26 protein-coding genes and 2 riboswitches are annotated in these 25197 nt (G+C 37.1%); of the genes, 11 read left to right on the top strand and 15 right to left on the bottom strand.

Annotation, left to right across the window (positions count from 1 at the left end; genetic code table 11):
* Nucleotides 1–69: 69 nt before the first annotated feature.
* The 4 genes from MKY81_RS08580 to hmpA form a co-directional block, all read right to left on the bottom strand.
* Nucleotides 70–1977: a PTS mannitol transporter subunit IICBA gene (locus tag MKY81_RS08580; RefSeq protein WP_066226551.1), complete on the bottom strand. Its 1908-nt coding sequence runs from the start codon at nucleotides 1975–1977 to the stop codon at nucleotides 70–72.
* A 176-nt stretch (nucleotides 1978–2153) separates the two neighbouring features.
* Nucleotides 2154–2381: a hypothetical protein gene (locus MKY81_RS08575; protein WP_341117551.1), complete on the bottom strand. Its 228-nt coding sequence runs from the start codon at nucleotides 2379–2381 to the stop codon at nucleotides 2154–2156.
* Between the two features lie 179 nt (nucleotides 2382–2560).
* Complete coding sequence (locus MKY81_RS08570) at nucleotides 2561–2737, bottom strand: hypothetical protein (protein ID WP_341117550.1); 177 nt, start codon at nucleotides 2735–2737, stop codon at nucleotides 2561–2563.
* 38 nt (nucleotides 2738–2775) lie between these two features.
* Nucleotides 2776–4002, bottom strand: a complete 1227-nt coding sequence (gene hmpA / locus MKY81_RS08565) for an NO-inducible flavohemoprotein (RefSeq protein WP_341117549.1) — start codon at nucleotides 4000–4002, stop codon at nucleotides 2776–2778.
* Nucleotides 4003–4170: 168 nt separating this feature from the next.
* Here hmpA and MKY81_RS08560 point away from each other — a divergent pair, with 168 nt between their 5' ends.
* A complete protein-coding gene (locus tag MKY81_RS08560) occupies nucleotides 4171–4620 on the top strand; it encodes an Rrf2 family transcriptional regulator (protein WP_066226506.1) in 450 nt (149 codons plus the stop codon).
* Nucleotides 4621–4768: 148 nt separating this feature from the next.
* On the opposite strand, the gene MKY81_RS08555 is transcribed toward MKY81_RS08560, so the two are convergent.
* A complete protein-coding gene (locus MKY81_RS08555) occupies nucleotides 4769–5116 on the bottom strand; it encodes a DUF488 domain-containing protein (RefSeq protein WP_341117547.1) in 348 nt (115 codons plus the stop codon).
* 127 nt (nucleotides 5117–5243) lie between these two features.
* Between MKY81_RS08555 and MKY81_RS08550 the strand changes: the two genes are divergently transcribed.
* From MKY81_RS08550 to MKY81_RS08540, 3 genes are all read left to right on the top strand, one after another.
* A complete protein-coding gene (locus MKY81_RS08550) occupies nucleotides 5244–6476 on the top strand; it encodes an aminopeptidase (protein WP_328018826.1) in 1233 nt (410 codons plus the stop codon).
* Between the two features lie 260 nt (nucleotides 6477–6736).
* Nucleotides 6737–7975 carry an MDR family MFS transporter gene (locus MKY81_RS08545; RefSeq protein ID WP_108072618.1) on the top strand — a complete coding sequence of 413 codons (1239 nt, stop codon included), beginning with the start codon at nucleotides 6737–6739 and terminating at the stop codon, nucleotides 7973–7975.
* Nucleotides 7976–8053: 78 nt separating this feature from the next.
* Nucleotides 8054–8815: a TraR/DksA C4-type zinc finger protein gene (locus tag MKY81_RS08540; protein ID WP_108072620.1), complete on the top strand. Its 762-nt coding sequence runs from the start codon at nucleotides 8054–8056 to the stop codon at nucleotides 8813–8815.
* Nucleotides 8816–8847: 32 nt separating this feature from the next.
* On the opposite strand, the gene hutH is transcribed toward MKY81_RS08540, so the two are convergent.
* On the bottom strand, nucleotides 8848–10323 hold the full coding sequence (gene hutH / locus MKY81_RS08535) for a histidine ammonia-lyase (protein ID WP_108072622.1): 1476 nt from the start codon (nucleotides 10321–10323) through the stop codon (nucleotides 8848–8850).
* Between the two features lie 358 nt (nucleotides 10324–10681).
* Between hutH and MKY81_RS08530 the strand changes: the two genes are divergently transcribed.
* Nucleotides 10682–11188, top strand: a complete 507-nt coding sequence (locus tag MKY81_RS08530; RefSeq protein ID WP_066226497.1) for an acyl-CoA thioesterase — start codon at nucleotides 10682–10684, stop codon at nucleotides 11186–11188.
* A 48-nt stretch (nucleotides 11189–11236) separates the two neighbouring features.
* Here MKY81_RS08530 and MKY81_RS08525 read toward each other — a convergent pair whose 3' ends face one another.
* Nucleotides 11237–11650, bottom strand: a complete 414-nt coding sequence (locus MKY81_RS08525; protein ID WP_244913505.1) for a GNAT family N-acetyltransferase — start codon at nucleotides 11648–11650, stop codon at nucleotides 11237–11239.
* Between the two features lie 206 nt (nucleotides 11651–11856).
* Here MKY81_RS08525 and MKY81_RS08520 point away from each other — a divergent pair, with 206 nt between their 5' ends.
* From MKY81_RS08520 to MKY81_RS08505, 4 genes are all read left to right on the top strand, one after another.
* Complete coding sequence (locus MKY81_RS08520) at nucleotides 11857–12717, top strand: permease (RefSeq protein WP_341117545.1); 861 nt, start codon at nucleotides 11857–11859, stop codon at nucleotides 12715–12717.
* A 16-nt stretch (nucleotides 12718–12733) separates the two neighbouring features.
* On the top strand, nucleotides 12734–13570 hold the full coding sequence (locus MKY81_RS08515; RefSeq protein WP_066226492.1) for a TIGR03943 family putative permease subunit: 837 nt from the start codon (nucleotides 12734–12736) through the stop codon (nucleotides 13568–13570).
* Between the two features lie 535 nt (nucleotides 13571–14105).
* Nucleotides 14106–15113, top strand: a complete 1008-nt coding sequence (gene mreBH, locus MKY81_RS08510) for a rod-share determining protein MreBH (RefSeq protein ID WP_066226553.1) — start codon at nucleotides 14106–14108, stop codon at nucleotides 15111–15113.
* A 394-nt stretch (nucleotides 15114–15507) separates the two neighbouring features.
* Nucleotides 15508–15759 (top strand): hypothetical protein, encoded by a 252-nt coding sequence (locus tag MKY81_RS08505; RefSeq protein ID WP_084347380.1) that lies wholly within the window; start codon nucleotides 15508–15510, stop codon nucleotides 15757–15759.
* 23 nt (nucleotides 15760–15782) lie between these two features.
* Here MKY81_RS08505 and MKY81_RS08500 read toward each other — a convergent pair whose 3' ends face one another.
* The 7 genes from MKY81_RS08500 to MKY81_RS08470 all read right to left on the bottom strand — a co-directional run bounded on the left by MKY81_RS08500 (nucleotide 15783) and on the right by MKY81_RS08470 (nucleotide 22263).
* On the bottom strand, nucleotides 15783–17327 hold the full coding sequence (locus MKY81_RS08500; RefSeq protein ID WP_066226555.1) for a flotillin family protein: 1545 nt from the start codon (nucleotides 17325–17327) through the stop codon (nucleotides 15783–15785).
* Between the two features lie 21 nt (nucleotides 17328–17348).
* Nucleotides 17349–17912 (bottom strand): hypothetical protein, encoded by a 564-nt coding sequence (locus tag MKY81_RS08495; protein WP_165797704.1) that lies wholly within the window; start codon nucleotides 17910–17912, stop codon nucleotides 17349–17351.
* Between the two features lie 212 nt (nucleotides 17913–18124).
* The gene (locus MKY81_RS08490) at nucleotides 18125–18766 is read right to left on the bottom strand and encodes a queuosine precursor transporter (RefSeq protein ID WP_341117542.1); all 642 of its coding nucleotides are present in this window, start codon (nucleotides 18764–18766) and stop codon (nucleotides 18125–18127) included.
* An 18-nt stretch (nucleotides 18767–18784) separates the two neighbouring features.
* Entirely contained in the window at nucleotides 18785–19285 is a 501-nt protein-coding gene (gene queF / locus MKY81_RS08485; RefSeq protein WP_341117540.1) for a preQ(1) synthase, read from the bottom strand.
* A gap of 120 nt (nucleotides 19286–19405) precedes the next feature.
* A riboswitch (PreQ1 riboswitch) is annotated at nucleotides 19406–19452 on the bottom strand.
* Between the two features lie 65 nt (nucleotides 19453–19517).
* Complete coding sequence (locus MKY81_RS08480) at nucleotides 19518–20654, bottom strand: bifunctional cystathionine gamma-lyase/homocysteine desulfhydrase (protein ID WP_341117539.1); 1137 nt, start codon at nucleotides 20652–20654, stop codon at nucleotides 19518–19520.
* A gap of 8 nt (nucleotides 20655–20662) precedes the next feature.
* Complete coding sequence (locus MKY81_RS08475; RefSeq protein WP_341117538.1) at nucleotides 20663–21589, bottom strand: PLP-dependent cysteine synthase family protein; 927 nt, start codon at nucleotides 21587–21589, stop codon at nucleotides 20663–20665.
* A gap of 29 nt (nucleotides 21590–21618) precedes the next feature.
* Nucleotides 21619–22263, bottom strand: coding sequence for a class I SAM-dependent DNA methyltransferase (locus MKY81_RS08470; protein WP_341117537.1), 645 nt, complete (start codon nucleotides 22261–22263; stop codon nucleotides 21619–21621).
* Between the two features lie 239 nt (nucleotides 22264–22502).
* Here MKY81_RS08470 and MKY81_RS08465 point away from each other — a divergent pair, with 239 nt between their 5' ends.
* Nucleotides 22503–23066, top strand: a complete 564-nt coding sequence (locus MKY81_RS08465; RefSeq protein ID WP_066226570.1) for a beta-class carbonic anhydrase — start codon at nucleotides 22503–22505, stop codon at nucleotides 23064–23066.
* A 32-nt stretch (nucleotides 23067–23098) separates the two neighbouring features.
* On the opposite strand, the gene MKY81_RS08460 is transcribed toward MKY81_RS08465, so the two are convergent.
* Nucleotides 23099–23410, bottom strand: a complete 312-nt coding sequence (locus tag MKY81_RS08460; RefSeq protein ID WP_341117536.1) for a hypothetical protein — start codon at nucleotides 23408–23410, stop codon at nucleotides 23099–23101.
* 100 nt (nucleotides 23411–23510) lie between these two features.
* Nucleotides 23511–23597: riboswitch (cyclic di-GMP riboswitch) on the bottom strand.
* Between the two features lie 180 nt (nucleotides 23598–23777).
* Between MKY81_RS08460 and MKY81_RS08455 the strand changes: the two genes are divergently transcribed.
* The gene (locus MKY81_RS08455; protein ID WP_108072636.1) at nucleotides 23778–25037 is read left to right on the top strand and encodes an ATP-binding protein; all 1260 of its coding nucleotides are present in this window, start codon (nucleotides 23778–23780) and stop codon (nucleotides 25035–25037) included.
* The last annotated feature ends 160 nt before the right edge of the window (nucleotides 25038–25197 follow it).

The raw sequence follows: 25197 nt of genomic DNA, 5'->3' as shown, positions 1-25197 counted from the left end.
CATAATTACTATTACAAGAGAAAATACAGAAATAGAAAAGCGCATCATAACGCTTTTCTATTTCGATTGTTATTCTTTATCATTTAAGATAGCGATAATTTCTTTCGCTGATTTTGCTGCAACCATCTTTTCAATATTATCCATTTCCGAACATGTGACAGCTATTCCTGATAATATTTCAAGATGTGTTCCATCTTTTCCTGCAATTCCAAAGATTAAACGAACATTATTGCCATCAAAATCAACACCATTCGGTACTTGGATAACGGTAAATCCGGATTTAAGAACATCCTTCTTCGCTTCCTCTGTTCCATGTGGAATCGCTACATCATTTCCCATAAAGGTTGATGTTATTTGATCACGTGCAATCATCGCATCAATATAGCTTTCTTTCACATATCCCGCTTTATATAATGCATTTCCTGCAAAACGAATCGCTTCCTCTTTATTTGCAAATGATTGATTTAAAAATACGTTTTCTTCTAATAATAAATCATTTTCATGATCATCTGCACCCGGAACTGCATCTTCAGCATCCTCAACAATTTCTTGAAGATCATCTTTACCATTTCCTTTTAATCGATCGATTAAGCGATCATATTCCGGACTTGATAAGAAGTTATCCACAGAAATATGGAACGCATTTGGCAGTTTATTCTGTGCTCTCGGTGTAAGCTCTTCCTGTGTCACAACAATTTGTGCATCAGCTGGTAAATTACTAATCGCTGTATTGGTAACCGATAGATTTAAGCCAGCTTCTTTCACCTTTTTACGAAGTAAAGAAGCACCCATCGCACTTGATCCCATTCCTGCATCACAAGCGAAAACAATTTTCTGTACGTTTTCCGGAAATTCTCCTGGCTGTGAAGCAAAAACATCTGCTACTGAGCTTTTCTTTCCTTTCATTTCTTGCATTTTACGTGCTGCATCTTCAATATTTTCTTCTGTTTGTTTTCCAGTTTTTAATATCAACGCTGATACAATAAAGGAAACGACACCTGCTACGATTACCCCTGCAAAGTTAGCAATATATGCTCCCGCACTATGTGGTGTAACGGCAGCAATGGCTAAAATACTACCAGGTGATGCTGGTGCAAATAGTCCGCCACCTAAAAGAACTAATGTGAAAACTCCGCTTATTCCCCCAAGGATAACTGCGAAGAATAACATTGGCTTCATCAAAATGTACGGGAAGTATATTTCATGAATACCACCAAAGAATTGAATGATCGCTGCACCTGGTGCCGATCTCTTTGCTGTACCTTTTCCAAAAAAACAATAAGCAAGTAATACACCAATACCAGGGCCCGGATTCGCTTCAAGAAGGAATAACACCGATTTCCCTGCTTCTTTTGCTTGCTCTATCCCAATTGGCGAAAGAACACCATGGTTAATTGCATTATTTAAAAATAGTATTTTTGCAGGCTCAATAATGATACTTGTTAATGGTAATAGTCCTGCTCCTACCAACCAATCAACACCACTTACAAGCCAAGCAGTTAAAACTTTTACAGCCGGACCAATTCCTAAAAACGCTAATATTGCCAAAATCCCGCCTAAAATACCTGCTGAAAAATTGTTAACAAGCATTTCAAAACCGGCTTTAACTTTACCTTCAATCCATTGATCGAATTTCTTTATGACATAACCGCCAAGTGGCCCCATAATCATGGCACCTAAAAACATAGGTACATTTGGTTCTCCAACGATGACCCCCATCGTTGCAATGGCACCAACAACCGCTCCACGCTGGTCATGTACCAACTTACCACCGGTATATCCGATGAGTAATGGAAGTAGGTAGTGAACCATTGGGTCAACCATTTTGGCAAGGCTTTCATTCGGGAGGAAACCAGTAGGAATAAATAGTGCAGTAATTAAACCCCATGCAATGAAAGCTGAAATATTCGGCATTACCATGGAACTTAAGAAGTTACCGAACTTCTGAACAGCTACTTTAACATTTGATTTCGCCATTCGCTCTCTTCCTTTCATTAATATATTTCACCTATAATGATAAAACTCCGAAAACCTTCATTCAATAAAGAAGAAAACTAACTTTGTCGCTAACGTCTTGACAGAACTATTGTTTCACTAAAAAAAGGAATTATCCAACTTTAGAAGTGCGGGGAAAATCCATACCAATAAAAAAATCAGCACATGAATACCGTTAAAAAGTATTCATATGCCGATATTACTGAGGGATTTGCGTTATCATCGTACCGTTTCTTCCTTTTCCGGTAACATTGCTGCGGGATTCGCGTTACCATCGTACAGCTTCTCTCTACTCCGTACCATTGCTGCGGGATTCGTGTTGCCATCGTACCGCTTTTCTCTTTTCCGGTACCATGGCTACGAGATTCGCGTTGCCATCGTACCACTTCTCTCTACTCCAGTACCATTGCTGCGGGATTCGCGTTACTATCGTACAGCTTCACCCTTTTCCGGTACCATGGCTACAAGATTCGTGTTGCCATCGTACCGCTTTTCTCTTTTCCGGTACCATGGCTACAAGATTCGTGTTACCATCGTACAGCTTCTCTCTTTTCCGGTACCATGGCTACGAGATTTGCGTTGCCATCGTACCGCTTCTCTCTTTTCCGGTACCATGGCTACGAGATTCGCGTTGCCATCGTACCGCTTCACCCTTTTCCGGTACCATGGATGCGACATTCGCGTTGCCATCGTACCGCTTCTCTCTACTCCGGTACCATAGCTGCCGAATTCGCATTATCATCGTACCGCTTCTTCCTTATCCGATATGTTAACAAATGATTATGCTTTCACTGTTTCTTTTTCTTCAGCTTTTAAATCCATTGCAGGACCGAAGAATTCGTAACGAATATTTTCGTCTTTTACACCAAGTTCAGTTAAAATACGCACAGCATTTTTTAAGAATGGAACTGGTCCACAAATATAAGTAATTGTTTCTTCATTAATAATATTTTCAAGGAATGATTTTGATAAATATCCTTCGAAATGGTGGTCTCCGTTTGCATTTAATGGTTTTTCATAACCATAGTATGCATGGCCATTTTCAAGTCTTGCAGTAATTTCTTCTACGTCATCTTTAAATGCATGGAATTCTTCATTTCTAGCTGCATGGATAAAGTAAATTTCACGTTTAGAACCAGTATCAGCTAATGTTTCCAACATACTCATCATCGGTGTTAAACCAACACCACCGGAAATAAGTGCGATTGGTGCAGTTTCTTCCATATTTAATGTAAAGATACCTGATGGAGCACTAACTTCAACTGTATCCCCTTCATTTACATGATCATGTAAATAGTTTGATACTTTTCCGTTCGGATCGAAATCTTTTTCTTTTTTAACAGAAATACGGTAATAATCGTGACCTGGTGCACATGATAAGCTGTATTGACGATTTAATGTGTATTCCTCACCAGGAATTTTCACACGGATTGTTAAGTATTGTCCTGGTTCGTATGTTGTAACACCTGATCCATCTTTTGGTTGTAAATAGAATGAAGTGATTACATTGCTTTCTTGTTCTTTTTTAACAACTGTGAAGTCTTTAAAATCAACCCAGCCATTCTCTTGATTTGCTGCTGCATCATACATGCCTTTTTCTACATCAATAAACGCTTGCGCAATGACGCCATAAGCTTCAGCCCATGCATTAATAATTTCGTCAGTTGCCGCATCTCCAAGAACTTCTTTAATCGCTTTAAGTAAAAATTCTCCAACGATTGGATAATGTTCTGGCTTAATTCCTAGTCCACGGTGTTTATGAGAAATTTGTGTGACTACAGGGACAATCACTTCAAGTTGGTCAATATATTTCGCTGCAGCATAAACAGTGTTTGCTAAAGCTGTTTGTTGACGACCTTGTTTTTGATTAACATGGTTAAAAATATTTAATAATTCCGGATGTGCCTCGAACATCATTTTATAAAAACAAGTAGTAATTTTTGTTCCTTCAGTTTCTAAAATTGGTGCTGTTGATTTAACAATATCTATTGTTTTTTGTGATAACATTTAGAATCTCTCCTCTTTTTTAAAGAAGTATTTTGAATACATCTTTAAGATACTCCTCGAAATTGTTAAAAGCAATATTTCAAATACATCTTTAAAAAAGCTGTCACATTTTAGACAGTGAATGTTCGTAAACGGTATAATGTAAATAGAATGTAAGAAGGTGATTAGATGAGGTTAACAAACTATACCGATTATTCGCTGAGGGTTCTGATTTATTTAGCTTCACTCGAGCCCGGGAAGCTATCCAATATAAAGGAAATCGCAGAAGTATATGGGATTTCAAAAAATCATTTAATGAAGGTGACCCATGAATTAGGGAAGATGGGAGTGATAGAAACAATCCGGGGGAGAAACGGAGGAATCCGTTTAGCTTTGCCCCCGAAGGAAATTAATATTGGCAAGATCGTTCGTAAAACTGAGGAAGACTTCCAATTGGTCGAATGCTTTGATGGCAAGCCAGGTTCATGTATCATCTCTCCAGTGTGCGGACTGAAACACCTACTAAATAAAGCACTAGTCGCTTATTTAACCGTGCTTGATCAATATACATTAGCAGACATCGTCCAAAATCCGCTGAACTATCGGATGTTATTTCAATCACAAGAAGAAGGTTCTTAAGAGAGCCTTTTTTTGTCGCCACAGGAATGAACTTGCCATTTGCGGCAGTTCCTCCATCACTTGCAAATTCATAAATATCTTTAACAATGGAAAAAGGTGCTTAAAGCATGCTGCGATGCGCAATTTCGTGTCTTTAACTTTCCCCGGACTATTCTTCTAAATAATGTTTTAAAACGACGGCTTGATTATGTTCCTCATCTTTTGCCGAATAGACAAGTGTCACAGTGTTTCCATCACTCATTTCGATTAATTTATCCAATTCCTTTTTCTTTTCTGGTTCCTTCAGTTCCTCCTTGTATTTCTGGCTAAATTCTTCAAATTTCTCTGGATCATGATTAAACCATTTCCTAAGTTCATTGCTCGGAGCGATATCTTTCATCCATTCATCAATTTTTGCCTTTTCCTTTGAAATTCCCCGCGGCCATAAACGATCAACTAATACTCTTTTTCCATCGGCTTCATTAACAGGTTTATACACACGTTTAATTGTAATCATTTTTTCCTCCATCGATTTATACTTTTCCTCCATTCTATCCTTTTTGATAAAAAATATTGTGTTTCCTTTATGTTGTTCGATTGTTAAAATAGAGAAGAAGATTCTGAAAAAAGGGGAGAATACATACATGACAACATTTCAAGAGAAGCTTGAGAAATATGCAGAACTGGTAGTTGTAGTCGGCGTAAATGTACAAAAAGGCCAAACACTTGCAATAAATGCTACAACCGATGCTGTAGAATTTGTGCGACTTGTCACAAAAAAGGCATATGAAGTTGGAGCCAAAAATGTAGTTGTAAACTGGAATGATGATGTTGTTTCAAGGCTAAAATATGACTTAGCACCCGATGAAGCATTTACAGAATATCCAAAGCATCGTGCGGCAGAGACGACAGAACTGGCGGAAAATGGTGCTGCCTTCATTTCAATCGTTTCATCCAGCCCGGATTTATTAAAGGGTGTGAATCCTAAACGTATTTCTAATTTCCAAAAGGCCGCTGGTCAAGCATTAGAAACATATCGTCAATACATTCAATCGGATAAAGTAAGCTGGACGGTTATTGGTGTTCCATCTGAAGCATGGGCCAAAAAAGTATTTCCAGATGTGTCTTCGGAAGAAGCCGTTGAAAAGCTTTGGGATGCGATTTTCAAATCAACACGTGTAGACCATGCCGATCCTATCCAAGCTTGGAAAGAACATGATGCATCCTTACATGAGAAAGTCGATTATTTAAATGAAAAACGCTACAAAAAATTGCACTATACTGCCCCTGGAACAGATTTAACAGTTGAACTTCCAAATGGTCATCTCTGGGTAGGTGCCGGAAGCCTGAATGAACAAAATATTGAATTTATGGCGAATATGCCTACTGAGGAAGTATTTACCGTTCCACATAAAAACGGCGTTGACGGCCATGTCTCAAGTACAAAACCATTAAGCTATGGCGGAAACATTATCGATGAGTTTACCGTGTATTTTGAAAAAGGGCGCATTGTCGACGTGAAAGCAAAAGAAGGCGAAGAAATTTTAAAACAACTAATCGAAACAGATGAAGGATCCCATTATCTTGGAGAAGTCGCTCTCGTTCCTCATAATTCGCCGATTTCTCAATCAAATATTCTTTTCTTAAATACATTATATGATGAAAACGCATCAAACCATTTTGCGATTGGCAGTGCGTATGCATTCTGTATTGAAGGCGGCAAAAAAATGTCACGTGAAGAACTGCTGAAAAACGGCTTAAACCAAAGCATCACACATGTTGATTTCATGGTAGGCTCAGCCGAAATGAATATCGACGGAATCAAGGAAGATGGAACAGCAGAACCAATTTTCCGTAATGGGGATTGGGCGATTTAGATAGGAATGAACTCACTTTATAGTGGGTTTTTTTCTTTTTATAAAGTAAAGTGCGATTTAAAATTCAGTTCTTTTTGGGAACTATGATCCACAAATGGCTTTTTGTGATCCTCAAACCATATTCCATGCCGCACAAATTATATTCTATGATCCACAAACTGAATATCCATCTTTTCGAAAAGAAACCAATCTCCCTATTGTCCACCCTTCCTTTTCCAAGTAAGATAATAAAGTCAAATACAAAAGTGGGGTATCATCACATGAGACTTAGGGATTGGGATAAAAATTTAAAAATTCGACTTATTGGGGAAGCATTGATGAATGTTACATTTTGGATGTTTTTTCCCTTTTTAACAATTTACTTTACAGAATCTTTCGGTAAAGGGACTGCCGGGGTATTACTAATTGGCTCACAAATTTTTTCGGTAATTGCCAATTTATTAGGCGGATATTATGCGGATCGTTACGGCCGCAAAAGAATGATGGTCATATCCGCTTGTGGGCAAGGAATCGCCTTTTTGATCTTCGCCATTACAAATATGCCGTTAATTGGATTTATTTGTTTTTCAATAGCAAGCATTTTCGGCTCATTTTATTATCCAGCCAGCCAAGCGATGGTTGCGGATGTCGTGAATGAAAAAGACCGAAGTGATGTGTTTGCAGTCTTTTATACATCCACAAATATTGCTGTCGTTATTGGTCCGTTAGTAGGAGGAATCTTTTTCGCTTATTATCGTTTTGAACTGTTGCTCGCATCAGCTTTCGTATGTATCGTTTTAGCCTTTTTACTTTGGAAATTCACGAGGGAAACTTCTCCGATTCAAAAGCAGAGAGAAGAACAATCAGATAAATGGCAACAAGTATTAAAAAAACAGTTCTCATCTTATGGGATCATTTTTAAAGATAGAATATTTTTACTTTTTATCGTTGCGGGAGTACTAATTGGTCAAACCTTTATGCAATTGGATTTATTAATACCAGTTTATACAAAAGAAGCCATCAATAAATTTTCCCTTTTTCAACATTTTTCACTAAACGGTGAGCAAATATACGGATTTATTCTTTCTGAAAATGGCTTTTTAGTTGCACTTTTCACCGTGTCTATTACGAGATGGATGGCAAAATTTAAGGAGAAAAAAGTATTTATTCTTTCATGTATTTGTTATGCAATTTCGATGTATTTTTTCGCGATTTTCCCAAATTTATGGGGTTTCGTCTTAGCAATGGCGATCTTTTCTTTAGGAGAATTAATGGTAGCAGGCATTCAACAAACGTTTATCTCGAAGCTTGCTCCTGAACATATGCGTGGACAATATTTTGCAGCGGCGAGTTTGCGGTATACAATTGCTCGGACGATTGCACCTATTTCCATTCCGTTAGCTTCATTCATCGGCTATTTTCAAACATTTAATATTTTGGCCATTATTGCTGTTTTAAGCGCTGGTATTTATATCATCATGTTTAATAAACTGCAAATGAAACAGGGAAGTACTATGTAACTTTTTTACAGTTATTTTTTGATGTAATTGGATAAATAATAAGTACAGATTAATTTCTTTATGAAAGAAGTGGTTTATATGCTTACGAATAAGCAGCTTTCAGAACTTCGATCCCAATTACTTCAAGAAAAACAAGAATTAGAAGAGCGCTTCAAACTAAATGATCATTATGATTTGAGCAAAGGACATGCCCATGAATCTGTTGGAGAGTTATCCAGTTATGACAATCATCCGGGGGATGAGGGAACTGAGCTATATGAACGTGAAAAAGATATTGCCCTTAATGAGCATAGTGAATATGAATTACACAATATTGATAAAGCTTTAGAAGCGATGGCAAATGGGACTTACGGAAAATGTGCGGAATGTGGAAAGGAAATTCCCGAAGAACGACTGGAAGCCATTCCAACCACATTATACTGTAAAGAACATAGTCCAGACCAAACGGTATCGGAGGATCGACCTGTTGAAGAACGAGTCATTCTCTCTTCTTCCTTAGGAAATTTTAATTTTGACGATGAGAAAGATGAACATGTCGGTTTTGATGATGAGGATTCATGGCAAGCAGTAGCTGAATGGGGTACGTCGGAATCGCCTTCTGATTTAACCAATCCACCTGACCATTATAATGATATGTATATTAATTCCGATGAAAATGTTGGTTATGTAGAGGATTACGAAAACTTTGTCGGGAATGATATGTATGGAAAAAACACAAAATTTTATCCAAATCCCGGATATGATAAATATACCGAGGAATTAGACGAAGAAGGAATTATGACAACCTTTGGTGACTTACCCGCCTATGAGCATGATCCATATGTTGAAGAGGATGAATAAAGCGGAGCTCTTTCTGTAGAGCTCCGCTTTTTTTATACTGTTAACCATTCAGCCAACGCTTCAATATCCTTTGAAAAAATCCGATCTTTCACGATGCTTGGTACAATTTCTCGTCCTTTATCATAGAACTTTTTCGTTGCGGTTGCCATCTTTTCAGTTCCGCGATATTCGGCCCCTTGCATCGCACAAATCATCTCAATGGCGAGCACCCTTCTTGAGTTTTGAATGATTTGGTATGCATGTCTTGCAGCAATCGTTCCCATGCTCACGTGATCCTCTTGATTTGCGGATGATGGTATTGAGTCAACACTTGCAGGATGTGCCAACGTTTTATTTTCAGATACTAAAGATGCCGCAGCATATTGCATAATCATGGCACCCGATTGAAGTCCCGGTTCTGGACTTAAGAAACCTGGCAAATCGTTTAAACTTGGATTTACGAGTCTTTCGATTCTTCTTTCAGAAATATTGGCAAGTTCCGCTACAGCAATTTTCATAAAATCCATCGCAATCGCAATTGGTTGTCCATGAAAATTACCACCCGAAATGACTTTTTCTCCGTCATCAAAAATTAATGGATTATCAGTAGCGGCATTGATTTCAATTTCTAATTTTTCTTTTACATAATCTAGTGCTTGCCATGAGGCACCATGTACTTGTGGGATACATCTTAATGAATACGCATCCTGTACTCGCAGCTCGCCTTGCCGGGTAATAAGTTTACTGTCAGATAGATATTCACGCATTCTTCTTGCAACATCCACTTGTTGTTGATACCCGCGGGCAACATGAACATCCTCATCAAAGGCATCAATAATCCCTTGTAATGCTTCTATTGTAATAGAAGAGATTAACTCACTTTGTTTTGCTAGTTGCTCCGCCTCAATATAGGCCACGACACCCATAGCAGTCATTGCCTGTGTCCCGTTAATAAGGGCCAACCCTTCCTTCGCCTGCAAAGTAACAGGTTCGATTCCTGTATCGTTTAGGGCTACTTCCGTAGGAACTCTTTCACCTTTATAAAAAACTTCCCCTTCTCCCATAATCGCAAGTGCAAGATGTGATAATGGCGCTAAATCACCACTTGCTCCTAATGAGCCTTGTTGTGGCACGACCGGATGGATGCCGGCATTGATAAATTGCACAAGCGTTTCAATGATTAATGGACGCACACCGGAAAATCCTTTTGTCAAAGCATTTGCACGTAATAATAGCATCGCCCTTGAAACGATTTCAGGAAATGGTTCACCAACCCCACATGCATGAGAATGGATCAAATTTAATTGCAGTTCTTCGACATTTTCTGAATCAATGTAAACATCACTAAATTTTCCAAAACCAGTTGTAATTCCATAAACAACTTTCTTCTCTTTTACAATTCGTTGTACTGCTTCATGACTCTGATTTACTTTCTCCATACTCGCTTTAGCGATTTCGACTCGTTCATTGTCGAATAACACTTTTTTTACTTCATTGATTGTTAATGTATTTCCTGTTAATTGAATCATTTGTTCTTCCCCCTTGATTAAAATAGTACGGTAGTGAACTAAAGAAAAAAGGCTTCATCCCCTTTGGCGGGAACGAAGCCTAAAAAAATTATGTGGATGTCGAAAATTCCTAGCAATTTGCATGAACATGTCGGATCCTCCACGAAAGTAATAACCTTATTTATAGATTATGTGTAATCCCTCTTCTTTGTCAATTGATTTCATCCATATTTTAACAAGTCATCAAAGTAATAAGCTACTTCATTACTAAGGTAAAGGCTATTTTAATATAATTTCTCGGTAAAATTATGGTATTATTAACTAGTCAAATAATCATGATGCTCATTGGATATAGTAAAATTAAATTGAGGTGAATAAAATGAGTAACCGTCCGACGAAATTTATGAGAGAAACGTTAACAATAAAAACGAGTCATGTTCTCCCGCCTGATACAAATCATCACGGAACATTATTTGGTGGCAAATTAATGGCTTACATAGATGACACTGCATCGATTGCAGCTACCAAATTCGCAAGAAATCCCATTGTTACTGCATCAACTGACTCAGTTGATTTTATCAAACCGATTCGGGTCGGCGATGCCGTTACATTGGAGGCGATGGTCACTTATACAGGACGAAGCTCAATGGAGGTCTTTGTAAAAATTACTTCCGAACGTCTTTTAACAGGAGAAAAAGCGATTGCCGCTTTATCTTTTCTAACCTTCGTTGCCATAGACGAAAACGGTCGTCCGGTTGAGGTTCCGATTGTCGTTCCTGAAACTGATCAAGAAAAATGGTTAAATGAAACAGCAAAAAGAAGAGCCGAGCATCGTAAAATGCGCAAAAGAGAAAGTGAAGAACTTGCGCAGTTCTTTTCGGAGTAAATAACAACTAACGCTTGGAATTAAATTTCCAAGCGTTTTTGTCTAATGCTATTCTAAATATTCATGTGCTAGATTCGGATTCAAGTACCTGGCCATTCCCGTTTTTAATTTTTTCAAACCAAGCCTCTTATAGAAGCCCTCATTTCCCGTTGTAGAGATTAAATGAACGCAGGAAACATCACTTAGCTCATCAAGCAAATACTGCATAATTTGTTTTGCGATCCCTTGTTTTTGGAAATCCGGGTGTACAACAACATCATAAATTGCCGCATTAAACACGCCATCGCTCATTGCCCTTCCAAATCCAACAATCCGACCATTTACGGTGACAAAAGCAAGTACATTACTCGCTTCGAATACTTGCTTAATAATTTCCTCGGAATGCTTTGTCCAACCGACAGATGAATATATTTCTTTCATTTCTTCAAGATTTACTTTCGAAAAATCATTATGTATTTCCATATGGCCCCTCCTCGTAGATAATTTCTACATGATTATCGAATGTTCCTCCCTCAATCTGTTTGTAGCATGAATTCATTTCCATTAAAGGAGTTTTTCTACTCATACGTAATTTTAATAGTGTGCTATAATAGACAAGTTAATTTTAGTCGAAGAACTTCCATATCTATTCGGAGGTGGATTAATTGTTTTCTCAATCATTTTTACAAATGAATACAATTTTTATTAGTATATTAATTGAATCATTGCCATTTGTTCTATTAGGTGTCATTATTTCAGGCGTAATTCAAATGTTTATTACTGAAGAGATGATTGCCAGGGTAATTCCAAAAAATCGCTTTTTAGCGGTGCTGTCAGCTACAATTATCGGTGCATTATTTCCAGCGTGTGAATGTGGAATTGTTCCGATTACAAGACGATTAATGGCCAAAGGTGTCCCACTTCATGCAGCGATTGGTTTCATGTTGACCGGACCGATTATTAATCCGATTGTTTTATTTTCGACTTATATTGCTTTTGGAAACAGTTGGAGAATGGTGCTTTATCGAGGCGGGCTTTCTTTTGTTGTCGCCCTTATCATCGGATTCATTTTGTCCTATCAATTTAAAGATTCCCAACTAAGAAATGAAGCACATGATCATCACCATCACGATCATGGACGTGGTTTTATTGGAAAAATGAAAGGGACGCTCCAACACTCAATTGATGAATTCTTTTCAGTTGGTAAGTTTTTAATTCTCGGTGCATTTATTGCCGCAGCGATGCAAACATTTTTAAAAACATCTACTTTAACTGCGATTGGACATGGTGATTACTCATCGAATATCGTGATGATGGCATTGTCGTATATCCTCTCTTTATGTTCAGAGGCAGACGCATTTGTCGCAGCATCATTCCAAAGTACGTTTTCATTGAATTCATTAGTTGCCTTTCTTGTGTTCGGTGCAATGTTTGATATTAAAAATACGTTAATGATGTTAAGTGCATTCAAATCTAAGTTTGTTCTATATTTATTTATCTATGTAAGTATCTTCGTCTTTTTAGGTTCAGTAGTTATAGGATTTTTATAAGTTAGGAGGGAAAAAGATGCTTAGATTTCTTATTTTACTTGGATTTTCGTTTCTTTTCATGCATCTGCATGTAACAGGCAACATCTCTAAATATATTAATATGAAGTATTCTTATATCTCCTACATTACAATTTATGTTATGTTTTTCCTTACGTTTGTTCAACTTATTATTTATGTAAAGGGAGATAAAGCTTCTGAAGACGATTGTGGACCTGGGTGTGATCATCACCATGTTAGAAAAGGGTGGAAAGAGTATATTTTCTATCCTGTTCTGATTTTCCCGATAATTTCTGTCTTCTTTATTCCGATTGCAACACTTGATTCTAATATTGTTAAGGCAAAAGGCTTTCACTTTGATGTGTATAATGATAAAGATTCATCTGCCATCCACCAATTTTTACAGCCTGATTCAAGTATTTACTACGGGAAGGAAGGCTATGACGAGTACATGGATAAGGCGAAGAAAAAATTTGTTAACAATGAGCAAAAAGTTGTCTTGAATGATAAAGACTTTCTCATTGGGATGGAAACCATTTATAAGTTCCCGGGTTATTTTGATGACAAAACCATTCAGGTTCAAGGCTTTACGTACAATGAAAAGGAACTTGAATCGAATCAAATTTTCTTATTCCGTTTTGGAATTATTCACTGTATTGCCGATTCTGGCGTTTTCGGGATGCTCGTGCAGTTTCCGAAAGATATTCATTTCAAAAATGATGAATGGATCAATGTTGAAGGAAAATTAAGTAATCAATATTATCAACCATTTAAGAAAACGATCCCTGTTTTAGAAGTAACAAAATGGAAGACAATCCCTAAACCAGAGGATCCGTATGTGTATCGTACGTATTAATAAAAAAGGTTCAAATCGCATCTGATTTGGACCTTTTTTATTAAACAGGGACTCGTATCTACGAACCAAAAATCGCCGTTTGAAAAGTGACTATGATCCACAAATGAATTTGTATGATCCTCAAACTAAAAATTTCTCATTCAAAATAGAGCCTATGATCCACAAACGTTTTTCTATGATCCTCAAATCAAGTTGCATGCGGCACAAACAAAATTCTATGATCCACAATCTGATAATCCGACGCTCGTTAAGGTAACGATGATCCGCATAACGATATACACGTAAAACCGATCCACCTGATTATTTTGTTACATTACAATTTTTAAATTTAGTTAACACACTCTTTTTTTAAATAAAAACCAATCGCCCCTACCCCAGTCTTATCATGGCTTGTCTAAAATATTCCTATTTTAAAAAATGTAATATTACGTAATGGAATAAACTGTATTCATAATTACCCTCATAAATACCTTATACTTTATTGAAGTAGTATATGTAAGAAGAAAGTCATATGAAAAGGGTTAGGTGAACATATATGTTTTCAGGTACAGAAATAGGGATCGATTTAGGTACTGCAAATATATTAGTCTATAGTAAAAATAAAGGTGTTATTTTAAACGAGCCATCCGTTGTTGCAATTAATACTGAAACGAAACGTGTACTGGCCTTTGGTACAGATGCAAAAAACATGATAGGAAAAACTCCTGGAAAAATCGTGGCGATTCGTCCATTACGAGATGGAGTTATTGCCGATTATGATATTACAACTGAAATGTTGAAATTAATCATGAAAAGAATCGGCAAGCAGTTAGGTTTTGCTGTTCGCAAACCAAGTGTTGTAGTATGTACTCCTTCTGGTGCAACTTCTGTTGAGCGTCGCGCCATCCAGGATGCGGTTAAATTTGCGGGTGCAAAAACGGTTCATTTAATTGAGGAGCCGGTTGCTGCTGCGATTGGTGCCGATTTACCGGTGGACGAGCCAGTTGCGAATGTGATTGTCGATATCGGCGGTGGAACAACAGAAGTAGCTATCATCTCCTATGGCGGGGTAGTAACTTGCAACACTCTTCGCATCGGCGGGGACAAAATGGATGAAGATATCATTCAATACGTTCGAAAAAACTACAATCTTCTCATTGGAGAACGTACCGCTGAACAATTAAAAATGGAAATTGGCTATGCACTTGTCGATCATGAGGGGATTTCAATGGATGTCCGAGGCCGTGATTTAGTATCAGGACTCCCAAAAACAGTTAGCATCCACTCAAAGGAAATCCAAGGTGCAATCCGCGAATCCCTCCTAAGTATATTAGAAAGTATTCGCGCAACCCTTGAAAACTGTCCTGCTGAGCTTAGTGGCGACATCGTTGACAGAGGAGTGATTTTAACAGGTGGCGGATCTATGCTTAATGGCATTCAAGAATGGCTGAGCAAAGAAATCATCGTTCCTGTTCATTTGGCTCCAAGTCCATTAGAATCCGTTGCTATCGGTACAGGACGCTCATTGCAGTTTATTAATAGACTGCAAACAGTGGCAAAATAAGTCTATTATTCTAGTAACCCATCGCTAACTTGGCGATGGGTATTATTTTTGAATATTGATTACCGAGATTGATTGGACTGGCTATAATGGATTAGATGGCTCAATCTGTATCATATGCATTTTTTTGATATACATAATTCTTAGTTTTGACCTTTTATCTATGTCATTTGAGCGCTTTGACATACATAATTCGTAGTTTCAGCCTTTTATCTATATGATTCTAGCTCTTTCATATACATAACTCCCCTTTTCAAACTCCAACCAATATAAAACTGATATGGATATACTATTATCTTCATTTACTATCCTATAATCTGTCCGATTCCTTTAACAAAATAAATGCACTAACCGCTAGTTAATTGGTAATACTAAATCATAAACAAACAAAAAGTGAGTGATTATTATTTTAGAACACCAAATCGAGGATATGTTTATTTACTCAGGGTATGGGCATCTGTATAATCATTTAAAAACTCCCATTGAAATCTCGGGCATATTATCAAATACAGATCCCGATGTATTAGAAGACTTCTTTGATGACTTTGATTTTATAGAGTATGACCGTCTTCTTTTTGATGAATTCCGATATTTCTTCTCCATTTACAAAAACATCCGTCAACAAGAAAAGGAACAACTAATCGAGTAGTTGTTCCTTTTCGTTCTTATCCTTTATTCTTCTTTATCAGCTGCGAGCTGACCTTTTGTTTCTTTCATTTCATACGTTAATTGATCGATACTGCCGCGAATATTGTGTTTTCCTGATAAGTTTTCAAGTAATTCTTTTACATCAATACCTGAAGATGCTTTTAATGATTCTTGTAAAGTAGACATTAAGTTTGTTGCATAGCCTGTAATTTTATTCGCGCCACCTTCACTGCCATTTCCGCCTGTATCAACGACTGTAATCTTGTCGATGTTAGCTAATGGACTAGCCACTTGTTTCGCGTATTCAGGAAGCATTTTCATCACCATGTCGAGAACAGCCGCTTGACCGAACATTTCGAACGCTTCGGCGATTTTTCTCTTCGCTTCTGCTTCCGCGAGACCTTTTAAACGGATAATTTCAGCTTCAGATTCCCCTTGCGCCCTTTGTGCATCTGCTTTTGCAAGACCGTCTACACGGACTCGTTCCGCTTCTGCTTTTGCCATTGATTCAATTCGATATTTATTCGCATCTGCTTCGGCGATTTGTTTCGCTTTATTTGCAACCGCTGCCTGTTCGACTGCATAACGGTCGGCATCGGCTTTTTTCTTAACCTCTGAATCGTATTGACGTTCACGACGAAGTATTTCTTTTTCTTCCAATTCAATTTGTTTTTGACGCTCGATGATTTTGATTTGCATTTCTTGTTCGGTTACGTCTTGTTTCGCACGAGCCGTTTCTAAATCATATGCTTGGTCGGCTTTCGCTCTCGCAATATCTTGTTCACGGCGGAATTCAGCAATTTTTAACTGATTGACTTTTTCTGCTTCCGCAATTTCAGTTGCACGTTCGAGTTCTGCTTTTTGAGCATCCTTTGCAGCTTCTGCCCGCTTAATTCTTGTTTCTTTATCTGCTTCCGCCGTTGCGATATCGGCATCACGTTTCACCTGAGCAATTCTTGGTTTCCCTAAAGAATCTAAGTATCCATTTTTGTCGCGAACTTCTTTAATCGTGAACGAGACAATAATCAATCCCATTTTGGCTAAATCTTGTGATGCGACACGTTGAACTTCTTGAGAAAATTTATCACGATTTTTATAAATTTCTTCAACTGTCATCGAACCAAGAATTGAACGAAGATGACCTTCCAATACTTCTTTCGCTTCGTTCTCACGGTCTTGTTTTGTTTTTCCTAAAAATTGTTCAGCTGCTGTAGCTATTTCACCAATGGATCCGCCAATTTTGATAATTGCCGTACCATCAGCCATGACTGGCACACCTTGCTCGGTATACACTTCAGGCGTTGTTACTTCGAGTTTACTAGATAGTAAGCTTAATGGTTGTGCTTGTTGGAATACAGGAAGTACAAATGTACCTCCACCTCGAATGATTTTTATTTTGTTACCTGATTCATCTGTATGAACATTGCGTCCACCTAAATAGCTACCTGTTACGATTAATGCTTCATCAGGGCCCGCTGTTCGATATTTTGTAATGAATACACCAATTAATGCAATAATCAAAAATGCAACGATCCCAATGATAACCCATAGTCCTACGCCTTCAAGCATAGCTTCTCCCCCTAACAAAAATTATATCGTTTCTATTTTTTCGAGGTCTTCATTATATAGTCGATTATTTTCATATGGAACGACATAAAGAACCCCATCTTTTACTTCGATGATTAACACCTGTTTGCCTTCTTCAATTGCATGATTTTCGTAGCTGGCAGCGGGTTTAGAAATCATTCCGCTTTTGCTGTCAATGACTATTTCACCATATCCGTCTTGTGGAATCGAAATGATTAATTTCCCTACCCGTCCCTTTAAAGATTCTTCAGTGTAGCTAAGTGATTCTTCCGCAGAAGATAGTGGAATAAGGACAAATACATTTAATAGTGTGACGAGTATAATTGCAATAATTGCCGAAATGGCCATAATAAGAATGCTAGATAATGAGGTTACGCGCTCAAAAATATAGCCGGATGCGGAAAAAAAGGTGATAAAAGATAACACTAATGTTGGATGTAAAAAACTGAGTGCCTCCCCGATTCCGTGGAAAATATCCCCAAACAGGATATAAAGAATCGTAAGACTCCCCGCAACAATTAGGAGAACTAAATAAATCGTTTCAATTGATGTTCCGAAAATGGTCATTCGCACCAAATCCTTTACGTGTAATTGTGAAAACGATGAATGATGATCACACCCTTCAAATTTTCTTTATGATTTATTTACGGATAAAAGATTAAGAAGGTTTCAAAAATATTTCAAAAAGTTTACGAGTGAAGAAAGTGTATGTAGACAAAACTCTTCGATGCAGAGAATGTCCTCTGCATCGACATACATCTATTGTACCATAATTTAGACTAGGACAAATATTCTATTTCTTTCGAAATGGAGTTTATTTTATTTTTCCGAATAATTTTTACCAATAAATAAACAAATGGTGTGGCAACTATGGAAGCAAGAAATTTAAATACGTATTGTGTAAAGACAAGTGTTGCTAATGCAGCAACAGGCATTGTGCCAAAAAAGGCGATTGAAATGAAAATCGTTGTATCCACTAATTGACTAAGCATAGTCGAGGCATTGTTTCGAAGCCAGAGCTTTTTCACTCCATGTTTTTGCTTCAGTTTATTAAAAACAAATACATCCAGATTCTGACTAACGGCGTAAGAAACAAGACTTGCGATAATGACCCGAAAGCTGCCGCTTAAAATTGTTCGATATTCTGTTTGATGCTCAAAAAATGGTGCAGACGGCAAATAAATCGTAATCGTAATAAAAATAATGGCGAGCATTTGTGTCATTAAGCCTGCCTTTACCGTTTTACGTCCCGCATCCTTTCCATACACTTCAACAATCGTATCCACAATCGGATACGTAAAAATGTAAATGATGACAGCAGCAGGCAACACTGCCCAATCACCAATGCTAAATAATTTTACCGCGACAATATTAGATAAAATTAATAAACCTACAAATATTCCATTTAAATATAACAGCATAGTCGCTTGATTCCTTCCTTATCGATTATCTACTGTTTCAGGATACATATCATGGTTCATCAGACGATATGCTGCCATATCCTCAAATTTAGTTCCCTTTTTTCCATAATTACAATACGGATCAATCGATATCCCGCCGCGTGGCGTAAATTTCCCCCAAACTTCAATATAACGCGGGTCTAGTAACTTGATAAGATCATTCATGATAATGTTTACACAATCCTCATGAAAATCCCCATGATTTCTGAAACTAAATAAATACAACTTTAAAGACTTACTTTCTACGATTTTTTTATCAGGGATGTAGCTGATATACATGGTTGCATAGTCGGGTTGGTGTGTGATTGGGCATAGTGAAGAGAACTCCGGACAATTAAATTTCACAAAATAATCACGATCCACATGCAAGTTATCAACCGATTCCAAGATTTGTGGAGCATATTCGAATGCATATTTCGTTCCTTGATTCCCTAGTAATGTTAAATCATTTAGTCCTTCTTCTTTTTTTCTTCCGGACATAAAAAAACCTCCTTTAAATGTTTCGTACATTTAAGAGAGGTTCACGTTTTTCATAGCTACTATAATAAATGGTCAAAAAGAAAAGCCATATCCTGATATGGACATGGCTTTAAATGACATGAATCCATAGTTTTTTATAGAGGGTTTCAGCTATGAACCTCTCCCGTATGTACGGGTATGAATTTGTACAATTTTTAGCATATAAAAAATGGTCATATCCGTCAATAGGCAATTATTTAGAATCTAGTGCCTGCCCTAAGTCTTCGATGAGATCCTCGATATCTTCAATCCCTACTGATATTCTTATTAATCCATCCTCAATTCCAAGCTCTAAACGACGCTCCCGAGGAATCGACGCATGTGTCATTAATGATGGGATCGAAATAAGACTTTCAACCGCACCAAGGCTTTCTGCTAATGTAAAATATTTTACATTTTTCAATACAGATAATGCTTTTTCTTGGCTTTCTACCGTAAAGGAAATCATTCCCCCAAACCCATCTGCTTGTGCGCGATGGATTTCATGACCAGGATGATCAGGTAAACCCGGGAAGAAGACTTTTTCCACTTTCGGATGCTCTTTAAGAAATTTCACGACATCCAACGTATTTTTTTCAATTTCCTCCATGCGAATTCCTAATGTTTTAATCCCACGAATTAATAACCAACTATCTTGCGGACCAAGAACACCGCCTGTTGAGTTTTGAATAAAATGAACATCCTCACCCAATTTTTCATCATTAACAACAACTAAACCAGCAACGACATCACTATGTCCGCCAAGATATTTCGTTGCACTATGAAGGACGATATCTGCACCTAAATCCAATGGATTTTGCCAGTAAGGAGTGCTAAAGGTATTGTCGACAATCAGTTTTAGTCCTTTCTCCTTTGCAATCTCATTCACCGCACGAATATCAGTAATTTTCAACAACGGATTTGTTGGCGTTTCAACGTAAATTGCCTTCGTATTTGGTTGGACGGCATTTTTCACTGCCTCTAAGTCACTTGTATCGACAAAAGTGACTTCAAGATTGAAACGATTTAATACCTTTGTCATCACACGGAACGTCCCGCCGTACACATCATCTGTTGCAATAATATGATCGCCTGATGAGAATAAATTCATCACAGCAGTAATCGCAGCCATCCCAGATCCGAAGGCAAAGCCGCGCGTTCCATTTTCAATATCTGCAATCAGTTTTTCCAATGATTCACGAGTTGGATTTCCCGTTCTTGAATATTCATATTTAAAATTCCCGACTCCCTCTTGTTTGTACGTACTTACTTGATAGATAGGAGTTGAAACAGCTCCTGTATATGGATCACGACTAATGCCGCCATGAATAAACTTTGTTTTTTTCTTCATCTTTTTTCTCACCTTTCATTGAATTGATAAATCCCGCTGCTTATATATCGTTCACTGCTATCTGGAAAAATGGTCACAATATTCGTGCCAGGTTTTGCTTGCCTTGCTTCTCTTAAGCATGCTTCTAAAGCAGCCCCCGAAGAACTCCCCACTAGAAGCCCCTCTTTTCGCGCAATCTCTGCTAGGCGAAAAAACGCATCCTCATCCGGGATCGTATGAATCTCATCGAAATACTCCCGATCAATAAATGGCGGCAAAAATTCCATTCCTATCCCTTCTGTCCGATGTGATCCAGACTCACCACCATTTAAAATGGAACCTTCTGGCTCAACAACAACTGTTTTAATATTAGGGAGTTTTTCTTTTAAAAAGCGGGAAGTTCCCATGAACGTACCACCGGAACCTGCACCCGCCACGAACACATCAATCTTCCCATCAAGAGCATCGTAAATCTCCGGTCCTAAACTTTCATAATACGTATCCGGATTCGCGAAATTTTGAAATTGTCCAGGGTAATAGGAATTAGGAATTTCTTTTAAAAGTTCCTTAGCCTTCTCAATTGCACCTTGCATTCCCAATTCTGTAGGCGTATTTACTACCGTTGCACCAAGTGCCCGCATGAGTGTTTGCTTTTCAATGCTAAACTTTTCTGGTGTAACGAAAATCGCCTTTACCCCAAACTTAATAGCAGCCAATGCTAGGCCGACCCCCGTATTACCAGCTGTCGGCTCAATAATGGTTCCACCCTCCTGCAGCTTCCCTTCTTCTAATGCTCGTTTCACTAAATATTGACCTAAACGATCTTTGACACTGCCTCCTGGATTAAAATATTCCAGTTTCGCAAATAAACGAACACCCTTTGGAAGTGAATAAGATGTAATTTCAACTAACGGTGTATTTCCAATCAATTCACTAACATGCTTTGCATATTCCATTGCCTATCCCTCTTTTTAGCTAATCGTATCTATGAATCTACTTTTTCAGCATCAATCAACCAAACAAATGGATTCAATTTCGTGAATGAAACGGAAAAGCCATTTTGATTAAAAATATCTTGTAAAACTGAGATGGTTGTATAATACTCTCGTTCCAAATCCTCCGCTAAGCGGTTGAAATTTTTTCGCTTCGCATCCCGAATCATTTCATCTTTGGCATCCAAAGTTGCAAATACGGTATCGGCAAAAACAATTCGTCCACCCTTATTTAATAACGTACTATATTTTTTAATCGCTTTCGCTTTCTCCTCATCTGTTAAGTGATGGAAAGCATACGTACTCACAAAAGTATCGATCGGCTCCGGAATCTTTGGAAACTCTAGAAAGTCTCCATCCATAATCTTTACAAACGGTATTTTTTTTCGAGCAATTTTTCGCATGCCTTCAGAAGGCTCCATACCATAAACATTTAATCCTCTATTTAATAACTTCGCCGTTAAATTTCCGGTTCCCACACCAAACTCAACAACGGTTCCGGAAGAATGTTCAGCGACTTTCGTTAATATTTCATCATAATGAATAAACACATCTTCATATTCCGGATCATTTCCGGAAACTGTATTGTCATAAGAAAGGGACCATTCATCAAAAAGCTCATTAAATTCTCTGCCCAAACTTAATCCCCTCATTTCCTATAAATTAACTATGAATTAACTTTAGCACGGAATAGGTGAAAGTGCAATTACTTGAATAAAAAATGGGCAATATCCATCATAGTGGTCGTTTTCACTTGAACGGGACTTTTGCTATTTCAAAAAAATTTTTCAAAAGAAAGGATTTGCATTAAAATAAAAAGTGGAGATTGTTTAATAAATAAAACTTGAACATTCACATTCTAATTAGAGGTGATATCATGACATTATTGTCTGAAATTCTAAGCTATAACGAGGACTTTGTTTCTCAAAAAAAATATGAAGATTTTTCAACGACGAAATTTCCTGATAAACGATTGGTCATTTTAACTTGTATGGATACTAGACTAGTTGAACTTTTACATAAAGCGACCAATACGAAAAACGGGGATGTAAAAATCGTAAAAAATGCTGGGGCGATCGTCTCTCACCCTTTTGGAAGTATTATGAAAAGTCTATTGATTGCTGTTTATGAACTCCAGGCTGACGAAATATTAGTTATTGGACATCATGATTGTGGAATGAGCGCAATCGAGAGTGCCTCCATGTTAGAAAAAATTAAACAAAGAGGCATTGACGAAAAAACACTGGAAACGATTAAGTATTCTGGGATTAATTTAGATGAATGGTTCCAAGGATTTGATCATGTAGAAGAAAGTGTAGAACATAGTGTTAAAATGATTAAACAACATCCTTTATTATCAAATGACATTCCCGTACACGGTTTAGTTATTGATCCGGAAACAGGAAAATTAGATCTTGTTGTTGATGGATATAAAAACTAACTCTTTCCCTGCCTTGTTCAGGGAACTTCTTTTTAACGTTGCTTATCTTTATAAGCAATTCCTTGCAAAATATATTCAAAATAATGTTTAATATTTGATTTCCGCTTTTTGATGATTTGAAACATATGCAAGAGCTCTAGTAATTGTGTACGGCTGAGATGAGTGACCAAAACATTTATAATTGTTTCGGTATTTACCTCGCGTAATTCCCCCTCTTTTGTTCTAATTTTTAGTCCTGATAATGGGGAAATATACATTTTTAACAACCCTATTAATTGATTTAAACTAATTCGTACATTTGAGTAATCCGTATGTGTGTCAATGTTAATTGACGGTTTTTGCATTATAATCCCCCCATTCCTAGTGAAATTAATAAGAATAGAAATAAAAAAACTATTCCTAAATGAAGAAATAGTCAAATAAGACATTCAATAAGTATGACTATTCGGTGGCCCGGCGATCATCATTCCTTGGAACCTTAGACCCGTAGCTTTGCGTCCCTCACTTTCGCAAGGTTTGCCATTATCGTAAAATCAGTGTTTTAAAATTTTGCTAATATACATTTTATATCTGTCCTTATCTTTTATCAACAATTATTGCTATTTTTCGACATCTTTTCACGCATTTTTCAAAATTATTTTTCGAATATTTATAAAATTACAACCAGTAGTGGTATTATAGTCTTATATAAACAATAGGAGAGGGACTCGAATGAAAAAAACTGCACAAATTGTTTTAATTTCTATTTCAATCCTATTTTCCGTTGGCCAAGCTGTCATTAAACAAACCTTTCATTTTAGTGACATCATTGACGCTACCATTGCGACAGTTATTGCCTGGTTTGTTGGCTGGCAATATGATAAGCTTCAATACTTTGCAAAGAAAAAAAAAGAAAATGAAGATGGTTATAGAAAATTAATTGATTGGTTACCAAATCCGATTATCATTCATGACAATAAAATTATTATTTACGTAAATGAAGCGGCGATTTCAATGGTAAATGCTAGATCAAAACATCAAATCATCTCAAAATCAATAATCGACTTTATTAGTAAGGAATATACTGATAGGGTTAATGAAAGATTGCATCAAATAAAAAAAGAAAGACAACCACTTCCTAACATTGAATACAAATTGACTCGATTTGATGGGCAATCGATATTTTTTGATGCAACGTCAGTATTATCGCGATATGAAGGAAAAGATGTCATTTTAACGATTGGTAAGGATGTAACAGATCAAAAAAAACAAACCGATTCTCTCCTTCAAAAATCGGAAAAGCTGGCACTTGTTGGACAAATGGCGGCCGGAATTGCACACGAAATTCGTAATCCACTTACTTCTATTAAAGGTTTCATTCAATTATTCCGATCAAATACAAAACAAAAGGAATATTATGATCTCGTACTAAATGAACTAGAAAGAATAAATATTATTTTAGGTGAATTCCTTGTTTTAGCTAAGCCTTCTGTTGTTGTTTTTAAAGAAATTGACGTAAAAAAGTTAATCAAAGATGTCGTTACCCTAATCAATTCACAATTAATGTTAAATAATGTCCAAATAAAAGTTGAAATGGATGAGCATATACCTTCAATATCCTGCGAGGAAACCCAAATGAAGCAAGTATTTATCAATATATTAAAAAATTCAATCGAAGCGATGCCGAATGGTGGGATTATTGAAATTAAAGTACAAGAAAAGAAAAAAGGGAAGCTCTCCATTTGTATTATCGACCAAGGGACTGGTATTCCTTCAGATCGCATTTCTACATTAGGAGAGCCTTTTTATACAACGAAGGAAAAAGGGACAGGACTGGGACTAATGACATGCATAAGAATCATCGAAAGCCACAACGGAACCTTTCATATTTCCAGCGAACTTAATAAAGGGACAACCGTTGAAATAACAATACCAACCATAACACAACCTTACATACCTATTATGATTCAATTAGGAGATACAAGTAAGTAGGGGTTATCTATAATAGTGACAACCCCTCTTTATAAAATGAATTTGTTTCGTGTTTAGTTTTTAACATCCTCCTCAATATCCTCCTTTTGGAAATAATCTTACTAACTTTTTATACTTTCATTCCATGCCTTGTTACTCAAAAATGTTTAATATATATAAG

The sequence above is a fragment of the Heyndrickxia sp. FSL W8-0423 genome, assembly GCF_038009395.1.
GTDB lineage: Bacteria > Bacillota > Bacilli > Bacillales > Bacillaceae_C > Heyndrickxia > Heyndrickxia sporothermodurans.
Note: the sequence above shows the minus strand (reverse complement) of the source record. Positions and strands in the feature narration are given on the sequence as shown.

What these genes read in the sequence shown, in the direction of transcription:
- MKY81_RS08555 (WP_341117547.1), bottom strand. Translation starts at nt 5,116, where the DNA reads ATGATTACAATTAAACGTGTGTATAAACCTGTTAATGAAGCCGATGGA.
- MKY81_RS08455 (WP_108072636.1), top strand. Translation starts at nt 23,778, where the DNA reads ATGAAAAAAACTGCACAAATTGTTTTAATTTCTATTTCAATCCTATTT.
- MKY81_RS08495 (WP_165797704.1), bottom strand. Translation starts at nt 17,912, where the DNA reads ATGACCATTTTCGGAACATCAATTGAAACGATTTATTTAGTTCTCCTA.
- MKY81_RS08515 (WP_066226492.1), top strand. Translation starts at nt 12,734, where the DNA reads ATGCTTAGATTTCTTATTTTACTTGGATTTTCGTTTCTTTTCATGCAT.
- queF (WP_341117540.1), bottom strand. Translation starts at nt 19,285, where the DNA reads ATGTCCGGAAGAAAAAAAGAAGAAGGACTAAATGATTTAACATTACTA.
- MKY81_RS08550 (WP_328018826.1), top strand. Translation starts at nt 5,244, where the DNA reads ATGACAACATTTCAAGAGAAGCTTGAGAAATATGCAGAACTGGTAGTT.
- MKY81_RS08525 (WP_244913505.1), bottom strand. Translation starts at nt 11,650, where the DNA reads ATGGAAATACATAATGATTTTTCGAAAGTAAATCTTGAAGAAATGAAA.
- MKY81_RS08460 (WP_341117536.1), bottom strand. Translation starts at nt 23,410, where the DNA reads ATGCAAAAACCGTCAATTAACATTGACACACATACGGATTACTCAAAT.
- mreBH (WP_066226553.1), top strand. Translation starts at nt 14,106, where the DNA reads ATGTTTTCAGGTACAGAAATAGGGATCGATTTAGGTACTGCAAATATA.
- MKY81_RS08520 (WP_341117545.1), top strand. Translation starts at nt 11,857, where the DNA reads ATGAATACAATTTTTATTAGTATATTAATTGAATCATTGCCATTTGTT.
- MKY81_RS08570 (WP_341117550.1), bottom strand. Translation starts at nt 2,737, where the DNA reads ATGATAATGCGAATTCGGCAGCTATGGTACCGGAGTAGAGAGAAGCGG.
- MKY81_RS08540 (WP_108072620.1), top strand. Translation starts at nt 8,054, where the DNA reads ATGCTTACGAATAAGCAGCTTTCAGAACTTCGATCCCAATTACTTCAA.
- MKY81_RS08580 (WP_066226551.1), bottom strand. Translation starts at nt 1,977, where the DNA reads ATGGCGAAATCAAATGTTAAAGTAGCTGTTCAGAAGTTCGGTAACTTC.
- MKY81_RS08545 (WP_108072618.1), top strand. Translation starts at nt 6,737, where the DNA reads ATGAGACTTAGGGATTGGGATAAAAATTTAAAAATTCGACTTATTGGG.
- MKY81_RS08560 (WP_066226506.1), top strand. Translation starts at nt 4,171, where the DNA reads ATGAGGTTAACAAACTATACCGATTATTCGCTGAGGGTTCTGATTTAT.
- MKY81_RS08490 (WP_341117542.1), bottom strand. Translation starts at nt 18,766, where the DNA reads ATGCTGTTATATTTAAATGGAATATTTGTAGGTTTATTAATTTTATCT.
- MKY81_RS08530 (WP_066226497.1), top strand. Translation starts at nt 10,682, where the DNA reads ATGAGTAACCGTCCGACGAAATTTATGAGAGAAACGTTAACAATAAAA.
- MKY81_RS08465 (WP_066226570.1), top strand. Translation starts at nt 22,503, where the DNA reads ATGACATTATTGTCTGAAATTCTAAGCTATAACGAGGACTTTGTTTCT.
- hmpA (WP_341117549.1), bottom strand. Translation starts at nt 4,002, where the DNA reads ATGTTATCACAAAAAACAATAGATATTGTTAAATCAACAGCACCAATT.
- MKY81_RS08480 (WP_341117539.1), bottom strand. Translation starts at nt 20,654, where the DNA reads ATGAAGAAAAAAACAAAGTTTATTCATGGCGGCATTAGTCGTGATCCA.
- MKY81_RS08500 (WP_066226555.1), bottom strand. Translation starts at nt 17,327, where the DNA reads ATGCTTGAAGGCGTAGGACTATGGGTTATCATTGGGATCGTTGCATTT.
- hutH (WP_108072622.1), bottom strand. Translation starts at nt 10,323, where the DNA reads ATGATTCAATTAACAGGAAATACATTAACAATCAATGAAGTAAAAAAA.
- MKY81_RS08475 (WP_341117538.1), bottom strand. Translation starts at nt 21,589, where the DNA reads ATGGAATATGCAAAGCATGTTAGTGAATTGATTGGAAATACACCGTTA.